The sequence below is a fragment of the Neorhizobium sp. T6_25 genome (assembly GCF_002968555.1).
In the GTDB taxonomy this organism is placed as follows: domain Bacteria; phylum Pseudomonadota; class Alphaproteobacteria; order Rhizobiales; family Rhizobiaceae; genus Neorhizobium.
The window spans coordinates 233,695-248,662 of record NZ_PVBL01000002.1 but is presented as its reverse complement, the minus strand read 5'-3'; the positions used below and the strand labels follow the sequence as shown (position 1 = coordinate 248,662).

Here is a 14,968-nt window from a genome sequence, read left to right as displayed (position 1 = left end):
TGTTGAGGAAGCTTTAAGCCGGAGGGTTCTTTTCGCCCTCCGGAGTTCTTTCTCGCAGCCGGCGTGCTTCATTCCGGAACGTCCCTGCTTTTGATGCATGCCCCTTGCGCAAATCGAACCGCGGGTATATACCCGCTCCATGCCGAACGACACCTGCCACTGCATTCTGCTGCGCAAGGCCTCCCGAAAGGTCTCGTCCTATTATGACGAGGCCCTGGCGCCGCTCGGCGTCAACATCGGGCAGTTCAGCCTGTTGCGCAACATCAATCGGCTGGCGCCGATCTCACTGACCGATCTCGCCGTCCAGGTGGAATTGGACCGGTCGACTGTCGGCCGCAATGCCAAGGTGCTGGAGCGCATGGGTCTGGTGGCGATCGGCCATGGCGAGGATCAGCGGGAAGCGATGTTGACCGTCGCGCCGCAGGGCCATGCGATCTTGAAACAGGGGGCGCCGCTGTGGGACGGCGTCCAGGACGATATCGAGGCCCGGCTCGGGGCCGAGAAAACCAGACAACTGCAGGAACTGCTTGCAGCCCTCTGATTTTTAACCAGACGCGGGTATATACCCGATTTTATCAGCTGCCGGTGCGGCAACGACCAGGAAAGGGACAGACCATGATCTCCAATCGCGCCGCCCAATGGATGGCGGCCAGAAATCTGCATTATGGATGGGTGGTCGCCATCACCACATTCCTGACGATGCTGGCGACCGCCGGCGCCATGGGCTCGGCCGGCGTGATGATCCAGCCGCTGCATCAGGAGTTCGGCTGGGATATCGCCGATATCTCTTCGGCCATGGCCGTCCGCCTGGTGCTTTTCGGACTGCTCGGCCCGTTCGCCGCAGCCTTCATGAACCATTTCGGCGTCCGCCAGGTGGTCACCTTCGCCCTGACGCTGATCATGAGCGGCATTGTCCTGTCGTTGTTCATGACCCAGGTCTGGCAGCTCGTGGCGCTCTGGGGCGTGGTGATCGGTGTCGGCACCGGCATGACGGCGCTGGTCCTCGGCGCAACGGTCGCGACCCGCTGGTTTTCCAAGAGCCGCGGCCTCGTCGTCGGCCTGATGACCGCCAGCAACGCCACCGGCCAGCTCGTCTTCCTGCCGCTGCTCGCCGCCATGACGGAAGCCTATGGCTGGCGCACCGCGCTCACCTTTACGGTCGTCGTCATCTCCGCCGCGATGTTGCTGGTCCTGCTCCTGATGCGCGACTATCCGTCCGATGTCGGCCTGCCGGCCTATGGCGAGACTGCGGTGACGCCGGCGCCGAAGCAGGACCACAAGTTCCTGGCGACGCTCTATTCGCCGATCGGCGCGCTCCGCCACGCCTCGAAGAGCGGCACCTTCTGGGTCCTGTTCGGCACGTTCTTCGTCTGCGGCCTCTCGACAAACGGGCTTATCCAGACCCACTGGATCTCGATCTGCGGCGACTTCGGCATGGCAGCGGTCACCGCTGCCAGCACGCTTGCAGTGATCGGCATCTTCGACTTCTTCGGCACCATCTTCGCCGGCTGGCTGTCGGACCGCTACGACAATCGCTGGCTGCTGTTCTGGTTCTACGGCCTGCGCGGCCTGTCGCTGGTCTACCTGTCCCTCTCGGGCTTCAGCTTCGTCGAGTTGTCGGTCTTCGCGATCTTCTACGGCCTCGACTGGGTGGCGACCGTGCCGCCGACCGTAAAGCTCGCCGCGGCCGAATTCGGCCGCGAACGGGCCGGCCTGATCTTCGGCTGGGTGTTTGCCGGCCACCAGATCGGCGCAGCCACCGCTGCATTCGGTGCAGGGTTCCTGAAGAGCGACTTCAACACCTATATGCCCGCCCTGCAGATCGCCGGCGTGATGTGCATGATCGCCGCGGTTTCCGTCCTGCTGCTGCGCAAGCCGGGTACTGCCAAGCTGGTGCCGCAGCCGGTTTGATCACGCCCCACCTCTCCGGCGGGGTCCTTCGCCGCCGGAGATTACCTGCCGTTGCAAAACTGCAAACTCGCCGGATATGATATTTGGTGCGCAAAGCGCGCCGCCATCGCTGCGGGAGGCACCATGTCATCGATCACTTCGGGCAACGCCGTTCAATATGCCGACAGCAGCAAGCTCGCTGCTCGCGGACGCCTCAACAGGGAATATACGATCGCCGAAACCGGCTGGTTTCCCTGGGTTGCGCGGAAACTGCCGCTGCGGGAGGGCGATCGGGTCCTGGATATCGGCTGTGGCCCGGCCTGGTTCTGGGCCTCCGTCATCAACGATATACCTGAAAATCTCGACCTCACGCTTGCCGATCAGTCTTCCGGAATGGTGGAAGAAGCCCTTGCGCGCTGCACGCCCCTGCCCTTCGGATCGGTCGTGGGCCATCAGGCGGAAGCTACCGCCCTGCCCTTCGGCGACGATAGCTTCGATGTCGTCATCGCCATGCACATGCTCTACCACGTGGCCCATCCGGCAGCGGGAATCGCGGAAATGTTCCGCGTGTTGAAGCCCGGTGGTTCGCTGGCGGTCACCACCAACGGCATGGGCAACATGCGCGGCATCTACGAACTCACCACCGTGTTCGGCAGCGAGCCATTCGATCCGAGCGCGGCCATTTTCGGATACGACAAGGCCGAGGAGCTGATGCGTGCGAGGTTCGGCGATGTGACCTTCTCCCAGCATCCCGCCAGCATGCGGATCACGGAGCCGGAGGACGTGTTTCTGGCGCTGACTTCCTACCCGCCCGGCGACGGCGCGGACGAGACTCAACTGGACGCGTTCCGGGAAGCAATCGCCGCCGCATTCGAGCGCGGCCACGGCGTGCTCGAGGTGGAGAAGGAAACCGGCCTGTTCATCAGCAGAAAGCCGGACTGATCCCGGCGCGGACCTGAGCCTTCGCCAAATACAAAAAGGCCCGTTGCGAGACGGGCCTTTCTTCATGCCGGCGGTGGAAATCGGTATCAGGCGGCCGCGAGGGTCAGTTCTTTCTTGACCATCTGGCGCAGCGACGCGAGGTCCTTGGCGAAGGCACGAATACCTTCGGAGAGCTTTTCGGTCGCCATGGCGTCCTCGTTCATCATCCAGCGGAAGGACTTCTCGTCGAGCGACTGCAACGGCTCCGCGTTGAAGGTTTCCGGCACGAGCTTGCGCTCCAGCTTGCCGGTGTCCTTGTCGAGCTCGTCGAGCAGAGCTGGGCTGATCGTCAGGCGGTCGCAACCGGCCAGCGCTTCGATTTCGCCGGCATTGCGGAAGGAGGCGCCCATGACGATCGTCTTGATGCCGTTCGCCTTGTAGTAGTTGTAGATGGCGCGCACGGAGACGACGCCCGGATCGGTCTCGGCGGTGTAGTCCTGGCCGGTCGACTTCTTGTACCAGTCGAGAATGCGGCCGACGAAGGGCGAGATCAGAAACACTTTGGCTTCGGCGCAGGCGATTGCCTGGGCCTGGGAGAACAGAAGCGTCAGGTTGCAGTCGATGCCTTCCTTCTGCAGCACTTCCGCGGCGCGGATGCCTTCCCAGGTGGAGGCGAGCTTGATTAGGATGCGGTCACGCTCGATGCCGCGCTCCCTGTAGGAGGCGATGATCTGGCGGGCCTTGGCAATCGACGCTTCGGTGTCGAAGGAAAGGTCGGCATCGACTTCGGTCGAAACGCGGCCCGGGACCAGCTCGGACAGGGCGGCACCGACGGTGATCGCCAGGCGGTCGGCCACGGCGGACACGACGGCGTCCGGAGTGCCGGACTGCTTGCGGCCCCAGGCGATCGCTTCCTTGACCTTGTCGGCGAAGATGGGCGTGCCGAGCGCCTTCAGGACGATGGTCGGGTTGGTGGTGCAATCCACGGGCTTCAGGCGGGCGACCGCCTCGATGTCGCCGGTATCGGCAACGACCGTGGTCATGGAACGAAGCTGCTCTAGTTTAGACGTCATCCGAATATTCCTCGATATATGGAGAACTAAACGCCTGTTGCGCGATTTGGCTCCTCCGGCGCGTTGGTAGGAACTATCCTCCGCCCGCGGTTTAAAAGTCAAGACATTTGTCCTTCGGAATTGACATATGTGTCAGTTGGAACAAGTATCATCTCGCTTGTCCATCATCGTCCCGGAGGCCCGTTGGCTAGGCTCAGACGCGAGACCCATACCGCCTATTCCGAAGCTGCCTCCATGAGGCTGCGGGCGGCGTGGCTTTATTATAACCAGGGATTGACGCAGAAAGATGTCGCCGAACGGCTGGGCTTGAGCCGCTCGACGGTGATCCGCCTGCTCGACGAGGCTATGAAGCGCTCCGAGGTGCAGATCTGGATCAGCGAGGGCATCGATACCTGCGTCGAGCTGGCGATCCGGCTGGAAAAGGCTTACGGCCTCGACGAGGCCGTGGTCGTGCCAGCGCCGCGCGACAACAGCGCTGCGGCACTCGCCAGCTCGGTCGGGCTGGCGCTCGGGCAATTCCTCTCCGAAGTGGTACAGGACGACATGACCATCGGGGTCGGCTGGGGCCGCACGATGACCGCCTCGCTCGGCAGCTTTCGCCCGCCGCGGCGGAGGAACTGCAAGGTCGTGTCGCTGCTCGGTGGCATCGTCGCGGTGCACCAGACCAATCCGATCGACTACACTTGGCGTTTCGCGGGCCAGCTCGGCGCCGAATGCTACATGTTCCTGGCACCGCTCTTGGTCGATTCTGTCAAGACCAAACGGGCGCTGATCGAGGAATGCGGGCTGAAGACCATCTACGACCTCGCCGAAAACCTCGATCTCGCGGTGGTGAGCTGCGGCGACATCGGCCCGCATTCCACCTCGCTGTCGGAAGGGTTCATCTCAAAGGCGGAACTCGACCGGCTGATCGCAGCCGGCTGCGTCTGCGACACGATGTTCAACTTTCTCGACGAGGAAGGCCGCTCCGTGGATCAGAAGCTGAACGAGCGGGTGATGTCGGTGGATCTCGATACGCTGAAAAAGGCCCGGCACATCGTGCTGTCGTCGGGCGGTGCGCACCGGGCGGTAGCGATCCGCGCCACGATCCGCAGGATCGGGTGCCATACGCTGATCACCGATGAGACTGCGGCCAAGGAGTTGTTGCGGCTGAACGAGCCCTCCGAGAGCGCACAGGGGGCGGCCTGACCACTGGCTGCACCACTGGCTGCGCTTGGACGGGCGGACAGTCAGGCAGCGGCCAGGAACTCTACTCCGAGGGAATTGATCCGCCGCCAGCGGACTTCGCATTCGAAACGCCGGCCATCCGACAAGGCGAGGCCGAAGCTTTCCGGCACGGACAAGGCATTCTCGATCTTGATCAACGCGCCGCCGGCCGAGATTTCCTTCACGATGCAATCGAAGGCCGAATGATCGCCATTGAAGATGATCTTGGCGCCTAGAAAGCTTTTCGATCTCTGGTATCTGCGCTCATGCACCTGACCGCATCCTTCGACGATTACTTCAGGCATCACTTATATTCCCCAATGGGCAATCCCGCAATCCTCAGAGGCCGTCCATGACTTTTGCAGGCGCTTGGTACCGGCCGGCTTGCGGCCCGGCAATGGAACCCAAACGCTGAGATCAAGCGTTCGGCTCCTTACGCATTTCCCGCTTCCCATCCCAAGATCGCCCGCTTGCGCGTCAGCCCCCAGTGATATCCGGTCAGCGCGCCGCTCTTGCCGAGGGCCCGGTGGCAGGGCACCACGAACGAGATCGGGTTGGCTCCAACAGCCGCACCCACCGCGCGGCTGGCGGTCGGCTGGCCGATGTCGTTGGCGACGTCGGAATAGGTGACGGCCTTGCCGAAGGGGATTTTCAACAGGCTCTGCCAGACGCGCACCTGGAAATCCGTGCCGATCAGCACGACCTTCAGCGGCCGGTCGCAGGACCAGTTCGCACGGTCAAAGACGCGGCCGACATAAGGCGCCGTCATCTCCTGGTCGGGAACGTATTCGGCATTCGGCCAGCGACGCATCATGTCGTCTAGCGCCGCCTGCTCATGACCGAGATCGGCAAAGGCAAGGCCAGAGAGGCCGCGATCCGTCGCCATGACCAGTGCCTCGCCGAAGGGCGACGGGTGGAAACCGTAGCGGATCGTCAGGCCGCCGCCGCGCGCCTTCCATTCGCCGGGCGACATCGCCTCATGGGTGACGAACAGGTCGTGAAGGCGGCCGGGACCGGACAAGCCGAGCTCGTAGGAAGCTTCGAGCAGCGGCAGTTCCTCCTTGCCGAGCAGGCGCTTGGCATGATCGAGGGTCACGGCCTGAAGGAAAGCCTTGGGCGACAGCCCGGCCCAGCGGGTGAATACTTTCTGGAGCTGGGTCGGCGACTGGCCGAGCTCGGAGGCAATCGCCTCCAGCGACGGCTGGTCACGATAATCGAGCGTGATCATCTCGATGACGCGGCGCACGGTTTCGTAGTCGGAACCATCGGGCGTCACGTCGATAGGCGGCGAATCGATCTGGGCGAGAGCGTTCATGATCTATCTCCTCTGCAGCGCCGCGCACCGGCCAACCTGGACCTTGGGCGCGCAAAAATCGCTGTGCAACTGGTATGCTGCTTAGATGCGCCTTCGGCTTGACCGAAACCACCCGTTTCTTGCCCCTATTGCAGGTTTTCCAACCCGCTTAAACCCGCTGCTTGACGGTTGCCAGAGCTCCTCTGAAGGCCTTGGCGAAACTTTCCCGATCGTCCGGATTGAGGAAGGAACCGATATCGGTGCCGCGCCCCTCGCCCGTCACAGACATGGACGTGATGCCGAACTCCTCGTGGCGGCGGACGTTGAAGCGCACCCAGAACGGATTGAAACGGTGCTCCACCACGCGTCCCGCCGGCGAGAATTTCCGGATCGACAGGTTGCTGCGCGAGACAGTCACTTCCTCGCGCGCGCGGCCCGAGCGGTAGCTCATCTTCAGGGCGATGTAGAGGCCGAGGAAATCGAGCCCGAAGAAGAAACCGATCGGATAGGCGCCGGTAATCAGGAAAAAGCCGCCGTAGAGAAGGCAGATGCCGCCCGTCAGCACCAGCACGACGCGAAAGCCCGTCCTGCCAAGCGAACGGTAGGGCGTCAGTTCGGCTGCGAAAACGGGCTGTTCCTCGGAAACGTCCACGTTGATTTCCCTCCTGCGGGATGCCTATACAGGCATATGGCGACTCCAAAGATCAAATCCAAAACCAGCACCTCGCAAATGTCAAATCACGCGCCCGAGCGCAAGGTCACACCCAAGGTGGCGACCAAGCCGAAGCGCTTCAAGTCCGCCTATACGAAGGCGGAAATGGAGGAGATTTTCCGCCGCTTTTCGGTGCAGCGGCCGGAGCCGAAGGGCGAGCTGGAGCACGTGAACCCGTTCACGCTGGTGGTGGCGGTGGCACTGTCCGCCCAGGCGACCGATGCGGGCGTCAACAAGGCGACGCGGGCGCTGTTCAAGGTCGCCGATACGCCCGAAAAGATGCTCGCGCTGGGTGAAGAAGGCGTCACCCAGTATATCAAGACCATCGGGCTCTATCGCAACAAAGCGAAGAACGTGATCGCACTCTGTCGCATGCTGATCGACGAGTTCGGTAGCCAAGTGCCGAAAACGCGCGAAGAGCTGATCCGCCTGCCGGGCGTCGGCCGCAAGACGGCGAATGTGGTGATGTCGATGGCCTTCGGCGTGCCGACGCTGGCGGTCGACACGCATGTCTTCCGCATTGCCAACCGGCTGCTGATGGCACCGGGCAAGACGCCCGACGAGGTCGAGGAGAACCTCCTGAAGGTGATCCCCGACCAGTATCTCTTCCACGCCCACCACTGGCTGATCCTGCACGGCCGTTATTGCTGCAAGGCGCGAAAACCGGAATGCGAGCGCTGCGTGATCGCCGATCTCTGCCGCTCGCCGGAAAAGACCGTCGACGTGCCGGCGCCGCTTGTCGAGTTGCCGCAGCAGCTAATCGGCGAGCCCGTCGAGTAAAGCGGCGATTGCGGCCTCGTAGTCCGCGCGATTGCCGCCGCAATCGATGGCTATCGCCGCCCGCTCGAAGGCAGCCGAGATCAGCACCGTCAGCGGGTCGAGAAGCGAAAGCGCTCCGGAGCCGGCAAGCAGGTGGGAAAGCCCCACCTTGAGGCTCGACTCGGCGGGGTCCTCACCCTCTCCTGAATCGATCGCCATCTGGGCCGGCGCCTCCCGCAACAGCAGCCGCGTTCGCCCCGCCACCGCCATCGCGTCGAAATAGGCGGAAGCACCCCGCAGGAGGGCTTCCCGTGCCGAGGAACCCTCGGCCGAACGCGCCTCGATATCCGCCGCGACGTCATTCGCCTCGCGCTCGATCACCGCCCAGAACAAAGCCCGTTTGTCGATGAAATGATGGTAGAGAGCGCCGCGCGTGACCCTGGCCGCCGCGACGATCTCAGGCGTTGCCGTTTCCGCATAGCCCTTCTCGACGAAGAGCGCCCGCGCGGCATCCAGCAGCGCCGTCCGCGTCCCATCGGTTCGTTCGCGATTGCTGCGCGCCATTTCGCTACCCTCCTCCATTTACATACAAACAGAATGTATCTATAAAACATACAGACTGAATGTATCAGGAAACCTGGAGAATCGAAAGCCATGAAAGCGATCAGCTACTACCCCGTCATCATGACCGACGACGTTGCCGGCACGGCGGCCTTCTACAGGGAGCATTTCGGCTTCGAGGCGCTGTTTTCCGCCGACTGGTACGTGCACCTGCAATCCAGGGAGAGCGAGCACGTGACGCTCGCCATCCTCGACGGCAGCCATGAGACGATCCCGGAAAGCGGGCGCGGAAAGGTCTCCGGGCTGCTGCTGAACTTCGAGGTGGAGGATGTCGATGCGGTCTACGCGCGTCTGACGGCGGCCGGTCTGCCGATCCGCCGCGACATCCGTGACGAGAACTTCGGCCAGCGGCATTTCATCACCGCCGACCCGAACGGCGTTCTGATCGACATCATCACCCCGATCCCGCCGAGCGCGGAATTCGCCGCCCTATACGACGCTTCTGCCCTGCCCGCCTAAAGCTTGAAGCCGGGATCGCGCTTTGAGACCGCCTTGTGGAGATGCACCATCAGGCCCGCGGCAAACAGCGGGGTCAGCAGGTTGACGATCGGGACCGCCAGGAAACACGCGATCAGAAGGCCGGCCAGGAACACGGTGGAGGAATGTTTCGAGCGGAAGGCGCGTGCTTCCGCAGGCGTGCGAAACCGCATCGCCGCGAACTCGAAAAATTCCCGGCCGAGCAGATAGCCGTTCACCATGAAGAAGGCGATCAGGTTGATGCCGGGGATGAACAACAGGAAAAGTGCGACGATATTGCCGACGATGACGACGCCCAGAAACTGGATCGAGCCGGTGATCGCCTGGGCGAGCGGCATCGCCTTGCCGGGCGCATCGGTCGGATAATCGCGCTTCTCGACCACTTCGGCGACGTCGTCGAGGAACAGGCCGGCGATCAGCGCCGTGATCGGCGCGATCAGCAGAGCGAGCGCCAACGCCAGCCCGATGCCGGCGGCAATCGCCGCAAACAGGGTGAGCCAACCCGCCCAATCCGGCAGGTCCGAGAAAAAGGCTGCAAACCACGGCCAGGCATAAAAGATGAAGACTTCGCGCAGGGCGAACCAGAGACCGATCAGCACAAGGGCGGTGAGACCCAGCGTCTTCCAGAACACGGAACGGGTTTCGGGTGCGAAAAGGTTGGCGAGCGAAAGGCGTGCGGCGTCGAGGATCATCGGCGTCTCCAGGTTGGCGGGAGAGATGTAGGTGGGAGGGAGCGGCGGAGCAAGGAGGGGCGAGATGACGGATATGGGAGAAGCGACCGCAGCCGGCTCCCCGCTCAGATATTCAGGAAAAATCTTGCGGAGATGTCACATCGGCGGATCCTGTCTCGTCATGGTGTCGTAACCAACAGAAGGAAACGAACCATGAGTGCCAAACTTAACCCTTTCACCGCCGCTCCCTCTCTGATGAGGGCCTGGATGGGTGTGTCCGCCGATGTTGCCGAAAGCCTCGAGCATAACCTCATCGAACTCGTAAAAATCCGCTCCTCGCAGATCAACGGCTGCGCCAACTGCATCAATATGCACACGATCGATGCGCGGGCGCGGGGCGAGAGCGAGCAGCGCATCTACCTGCTGTCCGCCTGGCGTGAAGCTCCGTGCTATTCCGATCGCGAGCGCGCTGCGCTAGGTTGGACCGAAGCCCTGACCCGGCTGTCGGAAGGTCATTTGCCGGAAAGCGGCTACGAGGCCCTGAAGGCCGAGTTCACGGAGGAGGAACAGGTGAAACTGACTTTGATGATCAATGTCATCAACGGCTGGAACCGCCTGGCGGTTGGCTTTGGCCTCTGGAACAATGCCGCGGGTGCCAAGACCGCCCAGGCAGCCGCCTGATGCAGGGTCTCGACCATTCGGACGCGGCAGCCAGCTTCGACCCGCTGCGTCCGAAGCTCATGCGGGTCGCCTACCGCATGCTCGGATCCGTGTCCGATGCCGAGGACATGGTGCAGGAGGCCTTCATCCGCTGGATGAAGGCCGATCGCCAAGAGATACGCGAACCGGAGGCATTCCTGCGCCGCACCGTAACGCGGCTCTGCCTCGATCAGCTGAAATCGGCGCGGCGACAGCGCGAGACCTATATCGGACCCTGGCTTCCCGATCCGGTCCTGGAAGAGGAAAAGGAAGAGGACGTCACCTTGCCGCTGATGCTGGCGCTCGAACGCCTTTCGCCGCTCGAACGCGCGGCCTTCCTGCTGCACGACGTTTTCGGGCTGGGATTCGAGGAAGTCGCAACCACCATCGAGCGTGACATGGCCGCCTGCCGCCAGCTTGCTGCCCGCGCGCGCACCCATGTTCGCGAGGCGAGAACTCGTTTCCAGGTCGACAAAAAACAGGGTATCGAGCTTGCCGAGGCCTTCTTCGCCGCCTCGCGCAGCGGTGACATGACAGCGCTGGGTGCCATGTTGGCGGCAGACGTCAGCGTTCATGCCGACGGTGGCGGCAAGCGTCCTGCGGCCACGGAGCCCGTTCTCGGCTTCGAGGCGGTGATGAAAGTGCACGCCTTTCTCGCGGATCAATTTCAGAAGAACGGCTCCACACTCGTTCGCGCCGGGTTCGTCAACGGATTGCCGGGCTTCGTCACGATGGAGGCCGACGGTGAGCTGCAGACGACCGCACTCGATATCGAGGACGGGAAGATCACGGCCATCTATATCGTGCGCAATCCCGACAAGTTGAGGCATCTGCATTAGCCCCTGCGAGGAGGCTCCGGAGTACCGAGCCCGGCTCCATCCCACGCAACTCATCCCGGCGGCATCCATCGCCTTCCCTGCTTCGAACAGGTTGCCGTGTACTCCACCACAACCGGCGCAGACGAGAGAGATGGCGATGGCACGTCCAATCCCGACAAGCGTCGGTTAACCTTCCGCGGGCAGCCGAATACAACTTTAATTGTATATTAATACAACTTTAAACATCTCCGCCAGGCCAGGAACTCTCCTGTTGGCTTCCGGTTCAACCGCGTGCAGGCTGCAATCCAGCGGCTGACGAACCGCTCGACTTTTGCCTTCGGCTGATATGTTTTTTGGATTTGTTCGGGATGATCTCTTTTGTCGTCCGGCTGAGAAGCCGTGCACATTTCATCGTTAGGAGCAATGTCGGTGCGAAAAATGCGACCTTCATGGGCGCAAGCGCGCGCCGGAAGAAAGACGCAAGGCAGAGGCTCGGAATCCTGATCGCCGGCTTCCTTGCGATCTATTTCATTGTCGGCGCGCGCCTTGTCCAATACGGTCTTGCCGAACCGGCCGCGACGGGAGCAATTTCCAGCAATCCCGTCGCATCCAGGCCGGACATCGTCGACCGCAACGGAGCGCTGCTGGCCACCGACCTCAACATGACCTCGCTCTACGCCGACCCGCGCCGGATCGTCGATGCGGACGAGGTCGTCGAAAAGCTTGCCTTCGTCATCCCCAACCTCGACTGGAGCGAAACTCACAAGAAGCTGAGATCGCAGACCGCATTCCAGTGGCTGAAGCGGCAACTCACCCCGAAACAGCAGGCGGATATTCTGGCGCTCGGCATTCCCGGCATCGGATTCAGACCGGAGAAACGTCGGTTCTATCCAGGCGGCGTCACCGCCTCTCACATCGTCGGCCATGTGAATGTCGACAACCAGGGCCTCGCCGGGATGGAGCGATACCTGGATCAGCAGGGCCTTGGCGATCTTCGCCTGGCAGGGCTGACCGGCGGGGTCCCGCTCGAACCCGTCAGGCTGTCCATCGATCTCCGCGTCCAGAATATCGTCCGCCAAGTCGTCGCCAACGCGATGACCGCCTATAAGGCCGAGGCTGCGGGCGCCGTGGTTCTTGATGTCGATACCGGCGAGGTTCTGGCGATGGCATCGGTGCCCGACTACGACCCGAACGAACCGTCCCGGATGCTGCCTGACGGTAGTGTCGACAGGGACTACGAAAAGGGCTGGTTCAACCGGATAAGCAATGCCACGTTCGAGATGGGCTCGACGTTCAAGAGCTTCACGCTGGCGATGGGGCTGGACGAAGGCAAGATCACCCTGAATTCCGTCGTTGATGCGTCCCGGCCGATCCGCATGGGCGGCTTCACCATCAAGGATTTCCGCGGAAAGAACCGGCCGCTGACGATCTCCGAAGTCTTCCAGTATTCATCGAACATCGGCACCGCGGCGGTCGCGGACAAGGTCGGCATCGAAGGCCACCAGCAATTCCTCACCAAGCTCGGGCTCCTCTCCAGGATGGAAACCGAAATGCCGGGCGTGGCAACGCCAACCCAGCCGAGGACATGGAAGAAGATCAACTCGGTCACGATCTCGTTCGGCCATGGCGTGGCGACCACGCCACTGCAGACCGCGGTTGCCGCCGCCGCTCTGATCAATGGAGGTACCCTTGTTCCTCCCACGTTTCTTCCCCGCTCCCGGGAAGAGGCCGAACAGGTTTCTCGCCCGGTGATAAAGCAGGGCACCAGCGCCGATATGCGCTACCTGTTCACCTGGAACGGCGTGAAAGGCTCCGGACGCGGTGCCCAGGTCGAAGGTTTCCAGGTCGGCGGCAAGACGGGCACGGCCGACAAGGTGATCAACGGACGTTATGCCAAGGATATCAACTTCAACGCCTTCGTCGCAGCCTTCCCGATGGACAGGCCCAAATACATCGTGCTTTCGATCATCGATGCTCCGCAGACCGGCGAACACGGCGGACGGACAGCAGCATCCACCGCCGCGCCTATGATCAAGGAGATCATCGGCCGATCAGCGCCATTGCTCGGCGTACAGCCCCGTTTCGGATCTTCGGGCGCGCCAAACCTGCTGATGAATTATTAGACTGCGGTGTCCCGGCGGTTGCAATGGCGGCAAATACGCTGAAGCGTCCGGTCTTGCCGTGCCGGGCATCCTCCCTACGCCATCCCCCGTAATTCCTCCCGATGCCGCACCATCGCCAGGAACCGGCGGTAATCCAGCCCGTACTGCTCGGCCCGCGCCGGGTCCGGCAGCAGCTCCGTCCCCCCGCCGTCCATCGCCTGCCCCGCTTCGAACAGCGAGCCGAACACGCCGCCGGCAACCGCGGCCGCCATCGCCGTGCCGAGCAGCACTGCGTCGCGGTTCTCCGGGATCACCACCTTGCGGCCGGTGACGTCGGCGTAGAGTTCGACCAGCAGCGGGTTGTTGACGTGGCCGCCGGTGACGTGGAGGGTTTCGAAGCGGTAGCCGTAACCCGAAAGCGCATCAAGAATGTGCCTGATGCCGAGCGCGATCGAGACGCAGGTCCGCCAGTAGAGGCGGCAGAGGCCGTCGAAAGACGTGTCGAGCGTCAGGCCGCTGATGACGCCGGTCGCGTGCGGGTCGGCAAGCGGCGAACGGTTGCCGTGGAAATCCGGCAGGACGTGGAGGTTCGGGGCGATATCGCCCTCGGTCTCGCTGCGCAGCTCGCCGACGCGGGCGATGATGCGGCCGTGCAGCTCCGCCGTCGGTTCGCCACCGGCCGCGTGCATCATCACGATATGATCGAGCAGCGCGCCCGCCGCCGATTGGCCGCCTTCGACCAGCCAGTGGCCCGGCAGGATCGCCTCGTAATACGGACCCCAGAGGCTGCGGCCGGGTTTGGAATCTTTCGTGAAGGCGACAATGCAACTCGAGGTGCCGCCGATCAACGCCACGCTGGTCTCGAGCGTCGAGCCGCCCAAGGCGCCACCCGACACCCCGCCGAGCACGCCGAAGGCACCGGCATAGGCGTCGATCATGCCGGGGGCCACCTGCACCTTCGTGTCGAGGCCGAGCCCATCGGCCGCCTGCCGGCTCAGGCTTCCCAGACTTGTCCCGACGCCGATCGTTTCGTCCGGCAGACCGCCCTTTTCGAGCAGGTCTTCGAGGCCGGCAAGCGACAGGTAATCGGCACTCCAGCCGGGGTTTTCGTGGGCGAGATAGTTCCACTTGGCTGTCAGCGTGCAGCGGGAACGCGCGGGCGAGCCGGTCGCCTTCCAGGTGAGGAAATCGGCGAGGTCGAAGAGATGACCCGCCCTCGCCCAGCTTTGCGGCAGATGCTGTTTCAGCCACATCAGCTTGGGCATTTCCATCTCCGGCGACAGCGAGCCGCCGGAAAATTCCAGCACTTTGTGGCCGGTGGCGGAAAGCTGGTCGGCTTGTTTGATCGCCCGATGGTCGAGCCAGACAATGGTGTCCTGATTGGCCTTGCCGGTGGTGGATACCGTGAGCGGCCTGCCGTCTCGGTCGCGGGCGACGAGCGAGCAGGTGGCATCGAAGCCGATCGCGGCGATGCGGTCGGCAGTCATGCCTGCCTCCGCCATCGCCTCTCTGACGGCGCGGCAGGTGGCGGCCCAGATATCCTCGGAATCGTGCTCGGCGTGGTTTTGCCTGGGGCGGAACATCGCGATCGGGTGCTTGGCCTTGGCAAGCAGGCGCCCGTGGCGATCAAAGACGCCGGCGCGGGCGCTGCCCGTGCCGATATCGACCGCAACGAGGTGATCACGCATCCGGATTCGTTTCCTGTCCCTTGTCGCCCAGCAGTTC

16 protein-coding genes are annotated in these 14,968 nt (G+C 62.9%); 9 read left to right on the top strand and 7 right to left on the bottom strand.

The genetic code is table 11. The annotated features are described in order from the left end of the window. Positions 1 to 139: 139 nt before the first annotated feature. The 3 genes from C5L10_RS03365 (at position 140) to C5L10_RS03355 (ending at position 2,832) form a co-directional block, all read left to right on the top strand. Positions 140 to 541: a MarR family winged helix-turn-helix transcriptional regulator gene (locus C5L10_RS03365; RefSeq protein WP_105400086.1), complete on the top strand. Its 402-nt coding sequence runs from the start codon at positions 140 to 142 to the stop codon at positions 539 to 541. Between the two features lie 74 nt (positions 542 to 615). After that, positions 616 to 1,911, top strand: a complete 1,296-nt coding sequence (locus tag C5L10_RS03360) for an MFS transporter (protein WP_105428530.1) — start codon at positions 616 to 618, stop codon at positions 1,909 to 1,911. Positions 1,912 to 2,034: 123 nt separating this feature from the next. Then, positions 2,035 to 2,832, top strand: coding sequence for a class I SAM-dependent methyltransferase (locus C5L10_RS03355; protein ID WP_105428529.1), 798 nt, complete (start codon positions 2,035 to 2,037; stop codon positions 2,830 to 2,832). 86 nt (positions 2,833 to 2,918) lie between these two features. Here the strand turns inward: C5L10_RS03355 and tal are convergent, their stop codons facing one another. Beyond that, positions 2,919 to 3,884, bottom strand: a complete 966-nt coding sequence (tal, locus tag C5L10_RS03350) for a transaldolase (protein ID WP_105428528.1) — start codon at positions 3,882 to 3,884, stop codon at positions 2,919 to 2,921. A gap of 234 nt (positions 3,885 to 4,118) precedes the next feature. On the opposite strand from tal, the gene C5L10_RS03345 reads away from it, so the two are divergent. Further along, complete coding sequence (locus tag C5L10_RS03345; RefSeq protein WP_371411914.1) at positions 4,119 to 5,072, top strand: sugar-binding transcriptional regulator; 954 nt, start codon at positions 4,119 to 4,121, stop codon at positions 5,070 to 5,072. A 41-nt stretch (positions 5,073 to 5,113) separates the two neighbouring features. Here C5L10_RS03345 and C5L10_RS03340 read toward each other — a convergent pair whose 3' ends face one another. From C5L10_RS03340 to C5L10_RS03330, 3 genes are all read right to left on the bottom strand, one after another. Further along, positions 5,114 to 5,395: a PilZ domain-containing protein gene (locus C5L10_RS03340; protein WP_105428526.1), complete on the bottom strand. Its 282-nt coding sequence runs from the start codon at positions 5,393 to 5,395 to the stop codon at positions 5,114 to 5,116. A 128-nt stretch (positions 5,396 to 5,523) separates the two neighbouring features. Continuing rightward, on the bottom strand, positions 5,524 to 6,405 hold the full coding sequence (locus tag C5L10_RS03335) for a bifunctional helix-turn-helix domain-containing protein/methylated-DNA--[protein]-cysteine S-methyltransferase (RefSeq protein ID WP_046634498.1): 882 nt from the start codon (positions 6,403 to 6,405) through the stop codon (positions 5,524 to 5,526). A gap of 148 nt (positions 6,406 to 6,553) precedes the next feature. Continuing rightward, on the bottom strand, positions 6,554 to 7,036 hold the full coding sequence (locus C5L10_RS03330) for a DUF2244 domain-containing protein (protein ID WP_105428525.1): 483 nt from the start codon (positions 7,034 to 7,036) through the stop codon (positions 6,554 to 6,556). A gap of 36 nt (positions 7,037 to 7,072) precedes the next feature. Between C5L10_RS03330 and nth the strand changes: the two genes are divergently transcribed. Next, on the top strand, positions 7,073 to 7,876 hold the full coding sequence (gene nth / locus C5L10_RS03325) for an endonuclease III (protein WP_105428524.1): 804 nt from the start codon (positions 7,073 to 7,075) through the stop codon (positions 7,874 to 7,876). On the opposite strand, the gene C5L10_RS03320 is transcribed toward nth, so the two are convergent. Next, positions 7,853 to 8,419, bottom strand: coding sequence for a TetR/AcrR family transcriptional regulator (locus C5L10_RS03320; protein ID WP_105428523.1), 567 nt, complete (start codon positions 8,417 to 8,419; stop codon positions 7,853 to 7,855). The two genes, nth and C5L10_RS03320, sit on opposite strands and share 24 nt — an antisense overlap. A 90-nt stretch (positions 8,420 to 8,509) precedes the next feature. Between C5L10_RS03320 and C5L10_RS03315 the strand changes: the two genes are divergently transcribed. Continuing rightward, positions 8,510 to 8,935, top strand: a complete 426-nt coding sequence (locus tag C5L10_RS03315; protein ID WP_105428522.1) for a VOC family protein — start codon at positions 8,510 to 8,512, stop codon at positions 8,933 to 8,935. Here C5L10_RS03315 and C5L10_RS03310 read toward each other — a convergent pair. Continuing rightward, positions 8,932 to 9,645, bottom strand: a complete 714-nt coding sequence (locus tag C5L10_RS03310) for a sulfate transporter family protein (RefSeq protein ID WP_105428521.1) — start codon at positions 9,643 to 9,645, stop codon at positions 8,932 to 8,934. The two genes, C5L10_RS03315 and C5L10_RS03310, sit on opposite strands and share 4 nt — an antisense overlap. 192 nt (positions 9,646 to 9,837) lie before the next feature. Between C5L10_RS03310 and C5L10_RS03305 the strand changes: the two genes are divergently transcribed. The 3 genes from C5L10_RS03305 to C5L10_RS03295 all read left to right on the top strand — a co-directional run bounded on the left by C5L10_RS03305 (position 9,838) and on the right by C5L10_RS03295 (position 13,264). Continuing rightward, positions 9,838 to 10,305: a carboxymuconolactone decarboxylase family protein gene (locus C5L10_RS03305; protein ID WP_105428520.1), complete on the top strand. Its 468-nt coding sequence runs from the start codon at positions 9,838 to 9,840 to the stop codon at positions 10,303 to 10,305. Continuing rightward, on the top strand, positions 10,305 to 11,162 hold the full coding sequence (locus C5L10_RS03300; protein WP_105428519.1) for a sigma-70 family RNA polymerase sigma factor: 858 nt from the start codon (positions 10,305 to 10,307) through the stop codon (positions 11,160 to 11,162). The genes C5L10_RS03305 and C5L10_RS03300 overlap by 1 nt, the downstream gene beginning before the upstream one ends. A gap of 347 nt (positions 11,163 to 11,509) precedes the next feature. Next, the gene (locus C5L10_RS03295; RefSeq protein WP_105428682.1) at positions 11,510 to 13,264 is read left to right on the top strand and encodes a penicillin-binding protein 2; all 1,755 of its coding nucleotides are present in this window, start codon (positions 11,510 to 11,512) and stop codon (positions 13,262 to 13,264) included. 74 nt (positions 13,265 to 13,338) lie between these two features. Here C5L10_RS03295 and C5L10_RS03290 read toward each other — a convergent pair whose 3' ends face one another. Continuing rightward, positions 13,339 to 14,931 (bottom strand): FGGY-family carbohydrate kinase, encoded by a 1,593-nt coding sequence (locus tag C5L10_RS03290; protein ID WP_105428518.1) that lies wholly within the window; start codon positions 14,929 to 14,931, stop codon positions 13,339 to 13,341. Between the last annotated feature and the right edge of the window lie 37 nt (positions 14,932 to 14,968).

What these genes read in the sequence shown, in the direction of transcription:
- C5L10_RS03365 (WP_105400086.1), top strand. Translation starts at nt 140, where the DNA reads ATGCCGAACGACACCTGCCACTGCATTCTGCTGCGCAAGGCCTCCCGA.
- C5L10_RS03360 (WP_105428530.1), top strand. Translation starts at nt 616, where the DNA reads ATGATCTCCAATCGCGCCGCCCAATGGATGGCGGCCAGAAATCTGCAT.
- C5L10_RS03355 (WP_105428529.1), top strand. Translation starts at nt 2,035, where the DNA reads ATGTCATCGATCACTTCGGGCAACGCCGTTCAATATGCCGACAGCAGC.
- tal (WP_105428528.1), bottom strand. Translation starts at nt 3,884, where the DNA reads ATGACGTCTAAACTAGAGCAGCTTCGTTCCATGACCACGGTCGTTGCC.
- C5L10_RS03345 (WP_371411914.1), top strand. Translation starts at nt 4,119, where the DNA reads ATGAGGCTGCGGGCGGCGTGGCTTTATTATAACCAGGGATTGACGCAG.
- C5L10_RS03340 (WP_105428526.1), bottom strand. Translation starts at nt 5,395, where the DNA reads ATGCCTGAAGTAATCGTCGAAGGATGCGGTCAGGTGCATGAGCGCAGA.
- C5L10_RS03335 (WP_046634498.1), bottom strand. Translation starts at nt 6,405, where the DNA reads ATGAACGCTCTCGCCCAGATCGATTCGCCGCCTATCGACGTGACGCCC.
- nth (WP_105428524.1), top strand. Translation starts at nt 7,073, where the DNA reads ATGGCGACTCCAAAGATCAAATCCAAAACCAGCACCTCGCAAATGTCA.
- C5L10_RS03320 (WP_105428523.1), bottom strand. Translation starts at nt 8,419, where the DNA reads ATGGCGCGCAGCAATCGCGAACGAACCGATGGGACGCGGACGGCGCTG.
- C5L10_RS03315 (WP_105428522.1), top strand. Translation starts at nt 8,510, where the DNA reads ATGAAAGCGATCAGCTACTACCCCGTCATCATGACCGACGACGTTGCC.
- C5L10_RS03310 (WP_105428521.1), bottom strand. Translation starts at nt 9,645, where the DNA reads ATGATCCTCGACGCCGCACGCCTTTCGCTCGCCAACCTTTTCGCACCC.
- C5L10_RS03305 (WP_105428520.1), top strand. Translation starts at nt 9,838, where the DNA reads ATGAGTGCCAAACTTAACCCTTTCACCGCCGCTCCCTCTCTGATGAGG.
- C5L10_RS03300 (WP_105428519.1), top strand. Translation starts at nt 10,305, where the DNA reads ATGCAGGGTCTCGACCATTCGGACGCGGCAGCCAGCTTCGACCCGCTG.
- C5L10_RS03295 (WP_105428682.1), top strand. Translation starts at nt 11,510, where the DNA reads ATGATCTCTTTTGTCGTCCGGCTGAGAAGCCGTGCACATTTCATCGTT.
- C5L10_RS03290 (WP_105428518.1), bottom strand. Translation starts at nt 14,931, where the DNA reads ATGCGTGATCACCTCGTTGCGGTCGATATCGGCACGGGCAGCGCCCGC.